This is a genomic window from Metabacillus hrfriensis (assembly GCF_030127205.1).
GTDB classification, from domain to species: domain Bacteria; phylum Bacillota; class Bacilli; order Bacillales; family Bacillaceae; genus Bacillus_P; species Bacillus_P dongyingensis.
In genome coordinates this window covers 607,412-623,713 of record NZ_CP126116.1, presented here as the reverse complement: position 1 = coordinate 623,713, position 16,302 = coordinate 607,412, and the positions used below count along the sequence as shown (strand labels likewise).

Here is a 16,302-nt window from a genome sequence, read left to right as displayed (position 1 = left end):
ATTAGTTTACCATTACTTCTTAAGATGATAAACGACGGACTCAAACGGGCGCAATGTTACTTCTTTAAATGTCTGCGCAGAATCAGGATAGTTGGAGATAAGAATTTCACTGTTATATCCTTCTGCATCAATATGATCCGGCAAAGTAAATACTGTTTCCATTTCATAGAAGTTGTTGATGACCAGCAGCTTCTCTCCATCACCGTTTCGCACATAAGCAAACAGCTGGCTGTGATCTTCAAGGATCAGTTCATAATCGCCGTACGTGATTAAATCAATGTCTTTTCTAAGCTGAATCAGTTTTTGATAGTGATAAAAAACAGAATTTTCATCCTGAAGAGCATTCTGGGCATTGATTTCCGGATAATTGCTTGCAGGTTTGATCCAAGGTGTTCCTGTTGTAAACCCGGCATGCTTGGAATTATTCCATTGGACTGGTGTACGTGAGTTATCTCTCGATTTGCTTTTTAAAATCTCAATAATCTCTTCTTCTGACTTCCCTGCGTTTTTCAAAATTTCGAATGTATTCAGGCTTTCTACATCCCGATATTCATTGATGCTTTCGAATTTAGGATTAGTCATGCCAAACTCTTCCCCCTGATAAATATAAGGAGTTCCCTGCATCATGTGTATCGTTGTCGCAAGCATTTTAGCGGACTGGGTGCGGTATTCACCGTCATTTCCATATCTTGAAACAATCCGCGGCTGATCATGGTTGCACCAAAACAGTGCGTTCCAGCCCCCGCCTTTGTGCATTTCCACCTGCCATGTTGAAAGAATTTGCTTAAGTGCACCAAAATCAAAATCTGCCAGTGCCCATTTCTCCCCGTTCGGATAATCCACTTTCAAATGATGAAAATTAAATGTCATGCTTAGTTCTTTGGATTCCGGATTGGAATACTCAATACAGTTTTCGATCGTCGTTGAAGACATTTCCCCAACTGTCATGCTGTCATATTTCGAGAAAACTTCCTTATTCATTTCTTTCATATATTCATGCACGCGCGGACCGTCTGTGTAAAACTTGCGGCCGTCGCCAGGAGCTGTGCTTCCGTCATCATCCGGGAAATCCTGATTTTTTGAAATGAGGTTAATTACGTCAAGTCTAAAGCCATCTACACCCTTTTCAAACCAGAATTGCATCATTTCATAGACTTTTCTGCGGACTTCTTCATTCTCCCAGTTCAAGTCAGCCTGAGTGACGTCAAACAGATGCAGATAGTATTCGCCTGTTTTTTCATCCAGCTTCCAGGCTGAACCGCCGAATTTCGAAATCCAGTTAGTCGGTTCAGAGCCGTCTTCCTTTCCTTCTTTCCAAATATAGAAATCACGGTAAGGATTCTCTTTTGATGATTTTGCTTCCTTAAACCATGCGTGCTCAGTAGAAGTATGATTGACAACGATATCCATGATGATTTTAATCCCGCGATCGTGAGCCTCTTGCAACAGAGATTCAAAATCCTCCATCGTTCCATATTCCTCGTGAATGGAATAGTAGTCACTGATGTCATAACCGTTGTCTTTTTGAGGAGATTCATAAATTGGCGTCAGCCATACAACATCAACGCCGAGCTCTTTTAAGTAATCTAATTTTTCTATGATGCCCTGAATGTCGCCTACTCCATTCCCATTCGTATCATTAAAGCTTTTCGGATAAATTTGATAAACCGCTGATTTTTTCCACCAAGGCTGTTTCATTTTCATATGCACCACCATCTTTTAGATTTAAACGGCAAAAAGGACAATGGCTTGTCCTTTTTGTTTATTATTTTTTCTTCCAATTAAACTTGGCAAATACGTAAGTCAGTACGAATGGCACAACGATTGCGATGGCCATTCCGATAAAGAATGCCGTCCAGTATTCGGATTGGATCGATAAGAATCCAGGGATTCCCCCAACACCAATTGAAAATGCTTTTACATGATTGATTGTAATAAAGATACCTGCAATTGCAGAACCGATCATGGCAGCGAAAAATGGATAGCGATATCTAAGATTCACACCAAACATAGCAGGCTCTGTAATACCAAGGTAAGCCGAGATTCCAGAAGTCAGAGCCAAACCTTTTTGTTTTTCATCTTTCACAATGCGCATCATGGCAAATGCTGCTGAACCCTGTGCGATGTTCGACAATGCAAGCATCGGCCAAAGGAATGTGCCTCCAGCACTTGCTACAAGCTGCAGGTCAACTGCAAGGAAAGTATGATGCATACCTGTTACAACAAGCAGTGAGTATAAGCCTCCATAGAGCAAACCGCCAAGAGCTGCAAAGTTATCAAAAATCGCAATAACACCGTCTGTAATGAAGTTTCCTGCTGCAAACGTAATTGGTCCAATTAAGATAAAAGCAGCAAAGCCAGTCACTAATAAGGTAATTGGGGCAACCACTAATAGCTTAATTGAATCAGGTACTCTTTTATTTAAAAAGACTTCAATTTTAGCCAGTAAATAAGAGGCAAACAAAACAGGAAGAACTTGCCCCTGATAGCCGATCTTTTCAATCTCGAGGCCGAATATGTTCCACACCGGAACCTCCCCTTTAGCCTGGGCTTCACCATATGCCCATGCATTCAGAAGATCCGGATGCACGAGGATTAAACCAAGGACAATCCCAAGAAGCGGACTTCCTCCAAAGCGTTTCACAGCCGACCAGCCGATTAGAGCCGGGAGGAATGTAAACGCTGTATTCGCAATCAAGTTGATAATGCCTGATAAATCAGCCCATTGCGGATAAACTTCAATCAGAGATTTATCATCAAAGAAAATTCCCGAACCGCTCAGAATATTATTTATTCCCATTAATAAACCAGCCGTTACGATAGCCGGCAAAATCGGAATAAAAATATCAGCCAGCATTTTAACAGCTTTTTGAAGAGGATTCAAGTTGCTTGAAGCTGCATCTTTTACATCTTCTTTTGAAGACTCGCCCATTCCCGTTTGTTCTGCCATTTCCTTGTAAACTTTATCAACAAGACCTTGTCCAATCACAACCTGGAATTGTCCATTTGTTGAAAAAGAGCCTTTAACCATATCAATCTGTTCCAGTTTTTCTTTATCCACTTTGCCTTCATCTTTCAAGGCAAATCGTAAGCGAGTGACACAGTGTGTGGCTGCTGCAATGTTGTCCTTGCCGCCGACAGCATCAACGATATCGCGGACTTCCTGTTTGTTCACACTCATCTATTTCAACCTCCCGTAATCGTTTTCATTAATAACCTGGTATTGCCTAAAGAGTCAGCAATTTATATTCTTCTCACTCCTGTATATACAAGTTATAAGCATATTGTAGTCCTGTATATACATGTTGTCAACAAAAAAGAGTAATCGTTTTCATTTTTCTGGCTGCTTATTCTGTTATACAGGCTATTACCAAATCCCTCCGTTTTTGACATTCGTGAATCTTGTGTTCACACACTTCATGTATCCATACCCTCTAACTCCTGCAAAAAAGCACTCTATTTAATATTTTTTCTGGATGCTTTGCATGATTTATAATGGGCTTTCCCTTTTTCTGACCGCTAATAGAACATTTATGACTGCCCAAGTCCATTTTCCGCAAACAAAAAAGTACGCTCTATTTATAAGGGATTCCGATTAGGGGAAGAAAACAGCAAATAGCACAAAAGGGGGATTATAGGCAGGTCTTATTATAAAGAACAAGAAGTTGTCTCAATTAATAAATCGTTTGAAGGTGATTATCGATACTATCGACGCTTTGGGTTTAGAACATCAACTGAATTTGGTATATATGCATCCAAGAATAACCTTCCGCCTTCAGAAGAGTATTTAATGGCTGTGGAGTTAAGTGAAAACGGCTTGGAAAATATTTCAGGTGAAGTGGATTATTCGATGTATAATGCATTGAAAAATTAATAGGCATATCAATCATAGACTAAGGTTAGATCGGCAATGATTCAAAGAAAGCTACACATTTAAATGAATTGGAAACTAAAGTAGGGATCTCACTAATGGGTGCTTTACTTTAAGAAGGAGTAAAGCTTGTTTGTTTAATTTAAGGGCAGGATTGTTGAATAAGTAATTATTAAAGAATCCAAAGAATACCTATAACTATTCCTTAAAAGTGAAGGGAGAGTGTCTTTTGAACTTGAAACATATGAGCTCAGAAATAGCTATCTAAAGGATACGCCGAAGGGTTAGCCATTTAGGTATATGTGGTAACGTAAGGAAGATTGTTCTTGTTAGGAGTAACTGTTTTTATGGCGACTCTGTCGTTCCAGCTTAGGATTAATAACAAACAGTCTCGAGGAGGAAACATATGAGTAAGATAATCGGTGCGGAAACAACCGCGAGAGTAGAAACCAAGCCCCGAGGAAAAATGATTGCTTATTGGACAGTCACATTACTACTCGCAGCAGCTGTTATGTTAAGTGGTATCGGGCAACTGATGCAATATGGGGGAAACCTCGAGTTAGTGACGAATCTTGGTTACCCATCATACGTCTTGACCATTCTCGGGATTTGGAAAGTGCTTGGAGCCATCGCTCTCGTGGTGCCAGGTTTTCCTCGGCTTAAAGAATGGGTTCATGCTGGTATCTTCTTTTTAATGACCGGTGCGGCTTTATCTCATGCGTTTGCCAACGATTTTGGTGATTACGGGTTTCATATTATCCTTCCGCTTTCATATGCTGCACTAAATATCGCCTCGTGGGCGCTGCGTCCGAAGAGCCGCAAACTTTAAGGAGGCGGTGAAATTAACGGCTGTCCCTTACTACCACCAATAGATTTCTACTACATAATTTTGGAGGGGGGTTGTGAAAATCGGGGACTTTAATAATGTAACTATAAAAAAATGTTATAAACTCAGTTCAAATAAGGACTGAGTTTTTTGGCGTGCAAAAAACTCCGCTTAAAGCGGTGCGATCTAATCTGCGAATCTTGGTGTTTTTTCTAGTGCTAAATAGGGTGTGATTGTGAGGATTCAAAACGGCCCCTTACCCTATTTAGCGTGGTTTTAAATCAGTCTCTTTTCACAAATCGAATTTCAATTGTTCATGATCAGAAGACTTTGAAGGACGTTCTGATATACCCGACTTGGTTTTCCTTGCAGCCTGATTCGCTTTTTTAATATCTACTATTGGCGCCTGATAATCCAGGCGAAAAAAACCTGGATAATGCCAAGGCTCCTGAATATGTTTAGCCGGAACATTCGAAAGACTTGGTAAGTATCTTTTAATAAAAACTCCGTCTGGATCTTCTTTTTTTCCTATTTTCACTGGATCCAGCACTTTCTCCGGCATCTTTTGAATCTGGTGAACATGAATGATGGGCTCATAGTCCAGAAAAAGGGAAGCTAGCCCATCCGAACATATTTTCACGTTCAGGGAAAGCGTATTGATTGCAAAAGACGCAAGCATACCCCGATATTTTGAGGGGATCCACCCGGTTTTATGAAGACAAATTACTGATGCATCTATCATGGGAATCCCAGTTTTCCCTTCAAACCATCTCAAAAACAAATCATCGCCTGCACCTTTTTCATCAGGAAAAGGCTGCAATTCAAAGAGATCTCCCTGCTCCATCAGCTTCCACCTTTCCTTAAGACGCTCCTGAAAAGATGTTAATTGTTTCACAAGAAACAAATTATCACAATTTTCTATCTTTATCGACGTTTTCTGGACAACTGTACGAAACGAAATGTTTCCCCATGCCAAATATGGCGAAAGCCTGCTTGATGAAACAGTTGATTGAAGCAGGTTAGAACCATGCTCTTCGTATAAGTGAAAACGTTCCTCCAAAAAAGTTTCAAGCGTTTCAAGCGCCTGCTGTTCACCGCCCTGCTGGCCAAATCTGATTGGTTCCCCACTGACAGGAAAAGCTTTAAGTTTTTCCGCCCCAATGAAAAAGCTTTCTGGAATGGTTTTTGGTACTTCGACACGCTCAGGGCGGCTGAGAGGCTCACTTCGACAAAAACCGTTCCATCTTTCCTGAAGTTTTCTTCCGCTGTTTTTTTCATTAATGGGATACTCCAAAAACCTGAGACCTCTGTCACTCATCCATTCTCTCACTCTTGTATTTCTGTCATGTACACGTTTCCCTGCTTTTTCTTCATGAGCATACAAAGTGAATGGGCCGTATGTTTTAAAGAGTGCAGAAAGCGCCTCTTCCATCTCCCCCATATAGGTGAATAATCTGCCGCCCCTATCTTCCAAAGCGCTCTGCAGTTCCTCTAAGCTTTCCCTGACAAACTGAAAGTGCCTTGCAGAATAGTCTTCCCCAGACCATATAGATGGTTCGGCTGCATACAGCGGGAGGACTTCCCCATATAGAGCTGCGTCAGCAAGCGGCTTATGATCAGCTATACGTAAATCACGTTTAAACCAGACGACGTTCATGAGAATCACTCCATCATCGATGTCTATTAGGACCATTTCGAAAAAATCTGATCTTTATAAAAAGCAGAAGCTCTTGAACTGAAGGTATTTCTTTTCTTTAGAACTTTATCAAGCTGAAATGCTTTCTCGTTCAGCTGCACCTGCAGCTTTTCTTTCTCCATTTCATCAGGACATTGGGCAATCAGCTGCTCTAACGTATGAATCGCTTTTTTCAGCTCGATGTCTTCATCCATCATATTCGCATTTTTCAGTATTTTATAGGATATTCGGAGTTCAGGCGGGATATGGGACAAATCCTCAAGCTCAAGAGGCTTTCCCATACCGGGAAGCTGTTTAAACTCACCATCTTTTATCGCCTGTTTAATTTTATCTTCTGAAAGAATCGTGAAAAAATCCATTTTTCTCCCTCCACTTAAAAATCCTTCTCTTACTTAGGTTATACAATCAGCTGCGTTATTCCTTCTTAAAATATAGATGTTTCATGACAAAGAATCAAACAAACGTTCTACAGCCGGGCTGTATAGCATATAGTTTAGAATCACACGAAAAACGGAGGCATCCATATGAGCGATTCAAAAACCTTTCAAATCCCTGAGGAAATGGTTGCACGATATGCTTCATTGAATGAAAAGGCGAAAAGGATTGAAGAGGAACTTGCAGAGATGAAAAAAATCTTCAATTCCTTTTTTGATCATTCGCACGGAAAGCTCTGCAAAGGGGAAGAGAGAATCGGTGATTATAAGATTCAGAGGCAAATCCGGCATTCAGAACAATATCATCCTGAGAAAACAGTCAAGGTTTTAGAAGACTTAAATTTAACTGATTGTATTATTTCAGTAAAACAGCCTGACAAGCAAAAAATTGATGCCGCCCTTACACTTGGAATGGTTTCAGAAGAAGAATTAAAAGACTGTTTGATTAAAAAAAGCTCTCAGGCTATTGTGGTTAAGCTTATTAAATAAAGTTAAAGAAGATCAACCATTCTTTAATAAAAAATCCGCTTCCAGATAGAAAGGAAGCGGATTTTCTATTTAAACATACTGCCGCAAATTTGATAGTATGATTTAAAAACCGGCGGCTCGAATTCAACCAAATATGGACCTTCGCCTTTCTTCTCAAGCATTTGCTGAACGGTGCCCGCTCCGGATGCTTCTGTAAAAATGAGCTTAAAGGATGGAAGCTGGATGGCATAGCTTCTTGCACGCCACTCATCATTCACCGTTTCCTCTCCCCTTGGCAAATCAAAGTACTTTCTCCATTTGGTAACGGCGGAATTTAAATCTTTTACGATATAATGGACGGCTGAAATAGATACGTCGAGATTTTGAGCCCCTAAAGCACCGTTCTTATGCAAGTCTTGCTTCCGTTCATCATTTGTCTGGTTCCATTGGATAAAAAAAGGCAGCGGACAGTCTTCATCGCTTTGTTGAATAAAGAGCATTCTCCATTCTAATAAAGTGCCATCCTCTCTTTTTCTGCTGGCATTTATGACTTCTCCTGTCTCAAGCCCTTTTTCTTCAAGCTTCTGTTTCACTTCTTCAATCCGCTCAGTCCGGATTGCAAGCTGCCCCAAGCCTTCAGCACGCTGCTTTAACAGCCGGTGAATAAGCGGATTATTTGCCGTATTTGCTTTCTCGCGGTCTTCAACAGCAAGAAACTCCAAGTAGGCCAGATCGCTGAAATAACATAGGCTGTTGTGAGACCCCCAGTTTTCATGACGTCCGCCCATAACAGCATGTAAATCCTGTTTTATGAACATATTTGCGGCTTCAAGTGGATGCCTGTCAACAAAATGAACAATGTGATCCAGTTTGAATTCCATAGATTCACTCCTTTTCTTCAAGCGGATAATTATTTCTATTATTCTATAAAATAAATCTAAAACGGTCTGTCATTAAAACCTATCATCTCTTAAAGGTATTCACAAGCATGAATGCGTTGCTCTTCTATTCTGCTGAGGAGTATCATAGAGAAGGTGTGATATTGAAAAAGCGAGGAAAACAGCATGAGACTTAGGGATTGGGATCGAAATTTAAAAATACGCTTATTTGGCGAAGCAATGATGAATATTACATATTGGATGTTTTTCCCCTTTTTGACGATTTATTTTGCTGAGGAATTCGGGAAGGAGCAGGCGGGATTTCTGCTTGTGTTTTCGCAGATTTTTTCTGTTATGGCGAATTTAATGGGAGGCTACTGCGCGGACCGGTTCGGAAGGAAGAAAATGATGGTGTTGTCTGCTGCCGGTCAGGGCCTGTCATTTCTTACGTTTGCTCTTTCCGTTTCACCATGGTTTGAAGCTCCGCTGCTTGGTTTTATCTGCTTTGCGCTTGCAGGAGTTTTCGGATCATTTTATTGGCCGGCAAGTCAGGCCATGATTGCAGATGTCGTAGAAGAAAAAGACCGAAGCAATGTGTTTGCCGTCTTCTACACATCCCTCAATCTGGCCGTCGTCATTGGCCCGATTTTGGGTGCTATTTTCTATGTGAATTATTTTTTTGAATTATTGGTGTTTGCAGGATTCGTTTGTTTCTTGCTTGCAGGATTGCTTTTTCTATGGACGCGCGAAACCGCCCCTTTTGCCGGCAGCAAGCTTGGCAGCGGCTCCAAGTGGTATGAATTTCTTCTTCATCAGATTCGGGAGTACAAGATTATTTTTAAGGATAAAGCATTCCTGCTTTATATTGGTGCAGGCGTGCTTGCAGCTCAAACCTTTATGCAGCTTGATATGCTGATTCCTGTGTATACAAAAGAAACCGTGCAGAATGAGCAGCTGTTCTCAATTGGAGAATGGTCCGTCTCTCTCGGGGGTGAGCAGGCTTTCGGGTTTCTGCTTTCAGAAAATGGCTTGCTTGTAGCCGTCCTGACAATTTCTGTAACTAAGTGGATGACGGCCTATAAAGAAAGGAACGTTTTTATTCTTTCCTCTATTTTATACGGAGTGTCGATCTTCCTCTTTGGACAGTTCAGCTTTATCTGGGGACTTATTTTTGCTATGGCGCTCTTTACATTTGCTGAACTGATGACGGCAGGTTTGCAGCAAAGCTTCATCTCAAAGCTTGCTCCTGAACACATGCGAGGACAATATTTTGCCGCAGCCAGTCTTCGATATACCGTAGGACGGACGATTGCCCCGCTTTCCATCCCGATGACAGTCTGGTTTGGTTTTCAATGGACGTTCGCCATTTTCGGGATCCTTGCATTCGTAAGTGCGCTGCTCTACTGGCTGATGTTTTCGGTTTATGAGAAAAGAAGTACAGCTGGCACACGGATTTAAGTCCGTGTGCTATTTACTGTACTCTAAAGTCTTTTTTCAAAAGAGGATCTCCAGCTGTCTGACAATGCTTTTACTTCAAGGATCCTCATTATAGCCTGTGTATTTTGTTTATCGTGGTATTTTATATGGTTAGCAGCCGCAATGGAAACACCGTTTGCTTGTGATTCAATCAGCTCCAGTGCATCTTCTTTGCTGACTTTTCCTTCTTTCAAAACACGAAAATAAAAGCCGGTAAACATCGTATTTTGAACTTGAACCGGCAAATCATTCACCTGGTGTTTCATAGCAAGCTTAAAGCACGGCTGTCGCGGCTGGCTTACTTCTACTATAGCTTCTCCAAGCTGATAGACATCGCCAATATATACATCTTCCTCCGTCAGCCTTCTGACTGTAAGATTTTCTCCGAAAGCTCCCGGCTCTAATCGTATACTCAAGGCATTTTCCCAGAAAGAATAATGATCATACGAATACACGCAAACTGCTTTGTCCTCTCCTCCGTGATGTACGAGATCTGCCTGGCCATCTCCTTCAAAATTCGTTTTTGAGAGGAAAAGCTGACGATCAACAGGCTCCTTATATATTCCCGTTTCAATTTCACGTCCATTATATAAAACCTTCCTTGGCTGGCCAACATTCAGTGATTCCAATGCATATTTTTTACTTTTCACGGCGTCCCCATCCTGTCTTAGACTATTTATCATTATTTTCCCACAAAAATGGTGCAAGCAACATAAAAGTTGTTGTTATTTTAGCGCCTTGAGAATAGGGCTGTTTCGGGTTAGGGGTATCATTCCCGCTCTATGAGTATCCAAAATCCTGATTTTGAGGGTTTTGGGGAATCAACCGCACTCTTTGAGTATTCAACATCCTGATTTTGCGGGGGTTGGGGAATCAAACAACCTCTTTGAGTATCCAACATCCTGATTTTGCGGCTTTTGGGGAATCAAACGCACTCTTTGAGTATCCAACATCCTGATTTTGCGGGGGTTGGGGAATCAAACAACCTCTTTGAGTATCCAACATCCTGATTTTGCGGCTTTTGGGGAATCAAATAACCTCTTTGAGTATCCAACATCCTGATTTTGCCGATTTTGGGGAATCATACGCACTCTTTGAGTATCCAACATCCTGATTTTGCCGGTTTTGGTGAATCAAACAACCTCTTTGAGTATCCAACATCCTGATTTTGCCGGTTTTGGGGAATCAAACAACCTCTTTGAGTATCCAACATCCTGATTTTGCCGGTTTTGGGGAATCAAACAACCTCTTTGAGTATCCAACATCCTGATTTTGCCGATTTTGGGGAATCATACGCACTCTTTGAGTATCCAACATCCTGATTTTGCCGGTTTTGGGGAATCAAACAACCTCTTTGAGTATCCAACATCCTGATTTTGCCGGTTTTGGGGAATCAAACAACCTCTTTGAGTATCCAACATCCTGATTTTGCGGGGGTTGGGGAATCAAACAACCTCTTTGAGTATCCAACATCCTGATTTTGCGGCTTTTAGGGAATCAAATAACCTCTTTGAGTATCCAACATCCTGACTTTGCCGGTTTTGGGGAATCAAACAACCTCTTTGAGTATCCAACATCCTGATTTTGCGGGGTTTGGGGAATCAAACAACCTCTTTGAGTAACCAACATCCTGATTTTGCGGCTTTTGGGGAATCATACGCCCTCTTTGAGTAGCCAAAATCCTGATTTTGCGGCTTTTGGGGAATCAAACAACCTCTTTAAGTATCCAAAATCCTGATTTTGCGGGATTACATAAGTGCCGTCATTCGAAAATTAGGGGTGAAGCATCGAGCAGAGGCTGTGGCTGTCAGACTAAGAAAAGGAATGATACATTAAGCAGAAAAGCCCGTTGCATTTATTGGCATACGGGCTGATATTTTTATAGGCCCTTTTCTAAAAGCTTCGTTGCTTTTCAAGTTGTTTTAAGTACGCTCAAATTTTTTCAGGGTGAGTTTTGAGCGGTTTTATTAGAAAGCAACTCGATACTTTACTAATAGACGTGAAAGAAACCTATTTATGAAAACCAACAATCTATGCGTACACAGCTTTTTATAAGAGCGGCCTCCTCATGCACTCATCCATTTCAAAGTCAAACTGCCGATAAAGCCCGTGAGCATCCTTTGTAGCTAATCCCATTTTAGTATGCACTATGTCCGGATGTGAGATTATACATTCAACGAGCTTTTTTCCGAGGCCTTTTCCTCTGAATTCCTGATCAATGATCACGTCCATAATCCACGAAAAAACCGCCTGATCTGTAATGACTCTGGCAAAACCTATTTGCCTGCCATCTTTATCATACATTCCAAAGCACAAGGAGTGTTGGATGCTTTTTTCGATGATTTCTCTAGAGCGGCCTGCTGCCCAATACGCTCCGCTGATCCATGCTTCTATTTTTCCCATTTGAAGCAGTGTTTTATCATCTGATACGATGTATCCTTCTTTCTCCCATTTCAACTGCATCATCTCCTTTGTGACACTTATATTTTGATTATAATAAGAAAACAACGGGAAAAGGCAAAAAAGGAGGCGATTTTAGGATGAAAACATTACATATAATCGTAACTGGCAGAGTACAAGGAGTCGGATTCCGTTTTTACACCCAAACGTCAGCTGCGGAAAACGAACTGACAGGCTGGGTGAAAAATAGAGAAGACGGGTCGGTGGAAATCATGGCTCAAGGACAAAGCGGGCATTTAGAAGTTTTTCTGAATGCTTTAAAAAAAGGGAATCGATATTCCAAAGCAGAAAACGTTTCTGTAACAGAGAAACGTGATTCTGAGAGGTTTGCTGCATTTGAAATATTGTATTAAAAAGCATGCTGATAGGGCTGTGAGTACAGATAATTTTAACGAAAACAGGCACATCGACACATTAAATGTGTTCTTTTTTAAACAGTACTACTGTGATAGATGTTTACTTTCCATTTTCACCATTTTACTCGCCAATTTCTTTAAGATACTTTCATAAATTCAGCATTCACTTCCCTTTTTCCAGAAAACCCCCAATTCAGGCGTTTTCTCTCGGGTACAATTCAAATAACCAGGTGTCCGTGCATATGCTCTTCTTCCATTTACACCGTTAGGAATCAACCGTAATTTCCTTTTGTTCAAACTCATCATTTTTTCCCTTATTTTTGAGCATATTAAAGATGATTAAATATGAAAACGAGATGGATTAAAGAATGTCTAAACAAGGTATGCATAATAATAATCAGACAAGAGATCAAATCGAGAAACAGGATCTAAGAAATGATGTTGAATCAGGAAACGAATATTCTATCGGTAATTCTAGTTCACAGAGCCAAAAAAAAAGCGGACGTCAAGTAAATAAAAAATAGCTTTATTCTTTTATATTTATGTTTGTTAAGGAAACATACGAAAACAAAAGAACGCACATATAATCAAATATGTGTGTTCTTTATTAAAGCTTGATATTAAATCCTTCTCAATCTAAATAAAAGAACCTGAGTCCCGCAGGGACCTCAGGTTACTTGATATCATTTTTTTCTATCTGCTGCTTGACTCTATTTATATGTCCTAAAGTGATTTTTCAAAATGGCAATCTTTCAATGAAATTATTTTGGTCTTATGAAAAACCTTATACCCCAGCCAAATCGCTAGAAATAATGGTAAACCAATGTAGGAAACTGCGACCCCATACCAGTCAATACTGCCGCTTAAATACGCCTCGTAATTCTGCCCTGCAATGACAATCATGCAAAGGATAAATGAAAGAATCGGACCGAGCGGAAACCATTTTGCTTTGTATTTTAACTCGTTTAAGTCACCGCCCTGTGCTATGTACGCACGTCTAAAACGATAATGGCTGACGGCAATTCCAATCCAAGCGATAAATCCCGTTAATCCTGAAGCATTTAATAGCCATGTAAATACATGATCCCCAAAAACAGACGTTAAAAAAGCCAGTCCTCCAATTAAAGTCGTGATAATCAAAGCATTCATAGGGATTCCCCTGCGATTAACTTTTGCCAGAAACTTTGGAGCCTGATTATCTTTTGCCATCGACCATAACATCCGAGTTGATGCATAAAGCCCCGAGTTTCCTGCAGATAGTAATGATGTTAAAACAACAGCATTCATGACAGAAGCTGCGAACGCAAGTCCTGCCCGTTCAAAAACGAGCGTGAAAGGGCTTACAGAAATGTTTTCTAAATCCCCGCTTAATAAACTTGGACTCGTATATGGAATTAACAAGCCAAGTATCAAAATGGCTCCGATGTAAAACAATAAGATGCGCCAAAATACTTGGCGAATCGCATTCGGAACATTTTTTTCAGGATTCTCACTTTCGCCAGCAGCAATACCAACCAGTTCTGTACCTTGAAAAGAAAATCCGGCGATAAGAAAGATGCTAATAATCGATAAAAATCCTCCCTTGAAAGGAGCCTCACCCTTGGTAAAGTTTTCAAATCCAATCATATCTCCGCCGAAAATTCCCAAAATTGTCAATAATCCAATAATGATAAAAACAATGATGGCCACGACTTTTATTAGGGCAAACCAATATTCTGATTCACCATAACTTCTAATGGATAGAGCGTTCAGTATAAAGATGAGACCAAGGAACAATGCACTCCAAATAATGCTTGGCACTTCAGGGAGCCAGAATTTCATAATGATAGCTGCCGCAGCTATTTCCACCGCAAGGGTGACCGCCCAGTTAAACCAATAATTCCAGCCAAGCGCAAAACCAAATGCGGGATCTACAAAACGTGTAGCATAGGTGGAAAAGGATCCCGATACAGGCATATATGTCGCCATTTCTCCCAAGCTAGTCATAAGAAAATAAACCATAATTCCTATGCATGCATATGCAGTGAGAGAACCGCCAGGTCCTGCACTTTGGATGGTTGCACCGCTTGCCAAAAATAAGCCAGTTCCGATAGAACCTCCAATCGCGATCATAGACATATGCCTTGCTTTCAATTTTCTTTTAACTGTCGGTTCCTGATTTTCAATGAGATTCATGTCCATTTAGTTCCCACCTACTATTCATTTGAATTTTAAATTTTCAGAAATAATAAAAGAGAATTGTCTAACAGCAGATAGTAGATTCATATCTATTCTAACTTAAGAACCTGATTCGTTCCACTACCCAAATGGAAGCTTCACTTTACTGGATTTATAAGGAAACGGGGATTAGACATCAAATCTCATAACTTTTTTTTCTATCCGTCTTGTGTAAATTATAAAGGGTTGATCTTCAATTTCTATCAATGTCTCGTTCAATTGGTACGACATTCCTTACTCCCTGCTTGAATTTTCACTAAACATTATTCCAGCAGGCAACTCCCAATTTACGGTTTCGTTTGTTCCGTGTACATTTTCAGACTCACATCATTCGCAAATCGGTTTTTTACTCCCCTTCAATACCACACCATTGAATTAAAGTAAGGGCAATAATCTCCGCTGTCGTAAACACGTTATCTAGTAAGATGTATTCATTTGGATAATGGGCAGCCTCTGTTGCTCCAGGACCAAAGACGATTGCAGGCGTTTCACCGACATGAGTCAGCAATCCTCCATCAGTCCCCCACGGAGAAGCTTCAATGACCGGATCCTGTCCAGCAACTTGCCGATATTGATGGACGAGCGTATTCATCAGTTCATGTTCTGCGTCGATTGCCCCAGGTACCCAGCGTGCTCCGAACCATTCTAAAACGGGAGCATGCTCCTTAAACCATTCGTCAACTTCTTTTAGCTGTAACAGCCATTCAGCCATTTCGTTCTTCGCCTGCTCCATCGTTTCCTCCGGCGCAACACCCATTCTCCCTTCAATTTTCACAAGGTCGGGAACGGAGGAAGGCCAATTACCGCCTTCAATAACCCCTACATTGATAGGAATCGGGATAGGTGTGTTCTGATAAAGCGGATCACTGATGCGTGCATTTCGCTTTTCTTCCAGAGCACGAATGTGATTTATTACGGTCATACTCTTTTCAATGGCGCTGACTCCTTCATACCTTGTTCCGCCATGGGCTGACCGGCCTTTTACCAGAATACGGAACCACATCGAACCCTGCTGTTTGGGAAAAATCCTCATATTTGTCGGTTCAGGGATAAGGGCAGCATCGGCTTTGTATCCCTTCAAAATGGCTGCTAAAGTTCCGGCTCCGCCGCTTTCTTCTTCAATCACACTTTGAAAAATCACATCCCCCTTTAAATGGATGCCACTTTCCTGTAACGCCTGCATTGCCAGAATAAGGGATACATTGCCTCCTTTCATATCTGTTACGCCACGTCCAAACATTTTTCCATCCCTGATAGCTCCGCTGTATGGATCGTCATCCCACTGTTCCCGATCACCATCTGGAACCACATCGATGTGTCCGTTCAAGATAATGGAGCGGCCTCCTCCGGATCCTTTCATAATTCCCGCCACATTAGGGCTGTTTGAAAAATCGCTGCGAGGAGAATAGAAATAAGAATGCTTTTTCAGTTCCTCACCGTCAGGCTCCCAAATATCAACCTGCAGACCCATTTCCTTTAGTTTTTGGGCGACGATATCCTGCGCCGCGGCTTCATTTCCTTGCGTACTGGGGGCTTGTACCAATCGTTGCAATAAGTCCGTTCCTTCTTCCCGGTGATCCTTGATCCATTGGTGAATGCGTTTTTTAATATCTGGCACTT

General features: G+C 41.1%; 14 protein-coding genes. 5 read left to right on the top strand and 9 right to left on the bottom strand.

Going from position 1 to position 16,302, the window contains the following annotated elements:
• Positions 1-12 precede the first annotated feature (12 nt).
• The gene (treC, locus tag QLQ22_RS03220; protein WP_223443111.1) at positions 13-1,698 is read right to left on the bottom strand and encodes an alpha,alpha-phosphotrehalase; all 1,686 of its coding nucleotides are present in this window, start codon (positions 1,696-1,698) and stop codon (positions 13-15) included.
• 67 nt (positions 1,699-1,765) lie between these two features.
• Complete coding sequence (treP, locus tag QLQ22_RS03215) at positions 1,766-3,181, bottom strand: PTS system trehalose-specific EIIBC component (RefSeq protein WP_284015996.1); 1,416 nt, start codon at positions 3,179-3,181, stop codon at positions 1,766-1,768.
• Between the two features lie 1,096 nt (positions 3,182-4,277).
• Between treP and QLQ22_RS03210 the strand changes: the two genes are divergently transcribed.
• Positions 4,278-4,700 (top strand): DoxX family protein, encoded by a 423-nt coding sequence (locus QLQ22_RS03210; RefSeq protein WP_284015995.1) that lies wholly within the window; start codon positions 4,278-4,280, stop codon positions 4,698-4,700.
• Between the two features lie 289 nt (positions 4,701-4,989).
• On the opposite strand, the gene QLQ22_RS03205 is transcribed toward QLQ22_RS03210, so the two are convergent.
• Positions 4,990-6,354 (bottom strand): FAD-binding domain-containing protein, encoded by a 1,365-nt coding sequence (locus tag QLQ22_RS03205; RefSeq protein WP_284015994.1) that lies wholly within the window; start codon positions 6,352-6,354, stop codon positions 4,990-4,992.
• A 26-nt stretch (positions 6,355-6,380) separates the two neighbouring features.
• Positions 6,381-6,752, bottom strand: a complete 372-nt coding sequence (locus QLQ22_RS03200) for a DnaJ family domain-containing protein (protein ID WP_223439628.1) — start codon at positions 6,750-6,752, stop codon at positions 6,381-6,383.
• Positions 6,753-6,917: 165 nt separating this feature from the next.
• On the opposite strand from QLQ22_RS03200, the gene QLQ22_RS03195 reads away from it, so the two are divergent.
• Positions 6,918-7,316, top strand: coding sequence for a hypothetical protein (locus QLQ22_RS03195; protein WP_284015993.1), 399 nt, complete (start codon positions 6,918-6,920; stop codon positions 7,314-7,316).
• A 65-nt stretch (positions 7,317-7,381) separates the two neighbouring features.
• Here QLQ22_RS03195 and QLQ22_RS03190 read toward each other — a convergent pair whose 3' ends face one another.
• Positions 7,382-8,176 (bottom strand): VOC family protein, encoded by a 795-nt coding sequence (locus QLQ22_RS03190; RefSeq protein ID WP_284015992.1) that lies wholly within the window; start codon positions 8,174-8,176, stop codon positions 7,382-7,384.
• A gap of 183 nt (positions 8,177-8,359) precedes the next feature.
• Between QLQ22_RS03190 and QLQ22_RS03185 the strand changes: the two genes are divergently transcribed.
• On the top strand, positions 8,360-9,631 hold the full coding sequence (locus QLQ22_RS03185; protein WP_284015991.1) for an MDR family MFS transporter: 1,272 nt from the start codon (positions 8,360-8,362) through the stop codon (positions 9,629-9,631).
• Between the two features lie 23 nt (positions 9,632-9,654).
• On the opposite strand, the gene QLQ22_RS03180 is transcribed toward QLQ22_RS03185, so the two are convergent.
• Both QLQ22_RS03180 and QLQ22_RS03175 read right to left on the bottom strand, forming a co-directional pair.
• The gene (locus QLQ22_RS03180; protein WP_223439619.1) at positions 9,655-10,332 is read right to left on the bottom strand and encodes an MOSC domain-containing protein; all 678 of its coding nucleotides are present in this window, start codon (positions 10,330-10,332) and stop codon (positions 9,655-9,657) included.
• Positions 10,333-11,698: 1,366 nt separating this feature from the next.
• Positions 11,699-12,112: a GNAT family N-acetyltransferase gene (locus QLQ22_RS03175; RefSeq protein ID WP_338037013.1), complete on the bottom strand. Its 414-nt coding sequence runs from the start codon at positions 12,110-12,112 to the stop codon at positions 11,699-11,701.
• A gap of 77 nt (positions 12,113-12,189) precedes the next feature.
• Between QLQ22_RS03175 and QLQ22_RS03170 the strand changes: the two genes are divergently transcribed.
• Positions 12,190-12,462, top strand: coding sequence for an acylphosphatase (locus QLQ22_RS03170; protein ID WP_223439614.1), 273 nt, complete (start codon positions 12,190-12,192; stop codon positions 12,460-12,462).
• Positions 12,463-12,833: 371 nt separating this feature from the next.
• Complete coding sequence (locus tag QLQ22_RS03165) at positions 12,834-12,989, top strand: hypothetical protein (RefSeq protein ID WP_223439611.1); 156 nt, start codon at positions 12,834-12,836, stop codon at positions 12,987-12,989.
• Between the two features lie 199 nt (positions 12,990-13,188).
• On the opposite strand, the gene QLQ22_RS03160 is transcribed toward QLQ22_RS03165, so the two are convergent.
• Both QLQ22_RS03160 and QLQ22_RS03155 read right to left on the bottom strand, forming a co-directional pair.
• Positions 13,189-14,646 carry an amino acid permease gene (locus QLQ22_RS03160; protein WP_223439609.1) on the bottom strand — a complete coding sequence of 486 codons (1,458 nt, stop codon included), beginning with the start codon at positions 14,644-14,646 and terminating at the stop codon, positions 13,189-13,191.
• A gap of 382 nt (positions 14,647-15,028) precedes the next feature.
• On the bottom strand, positions 15,029-16,300 hold the full coding sequence (locus QLQ22_RS03155) for a peptidase (protein WP_223439607.1): 1,272 nt from the start codon (positions 16,298-16,300) through the stop codon (positions 15,029-15,031).
• Positions 16,301-16,302: the final 2 nt, after the last annotated feature.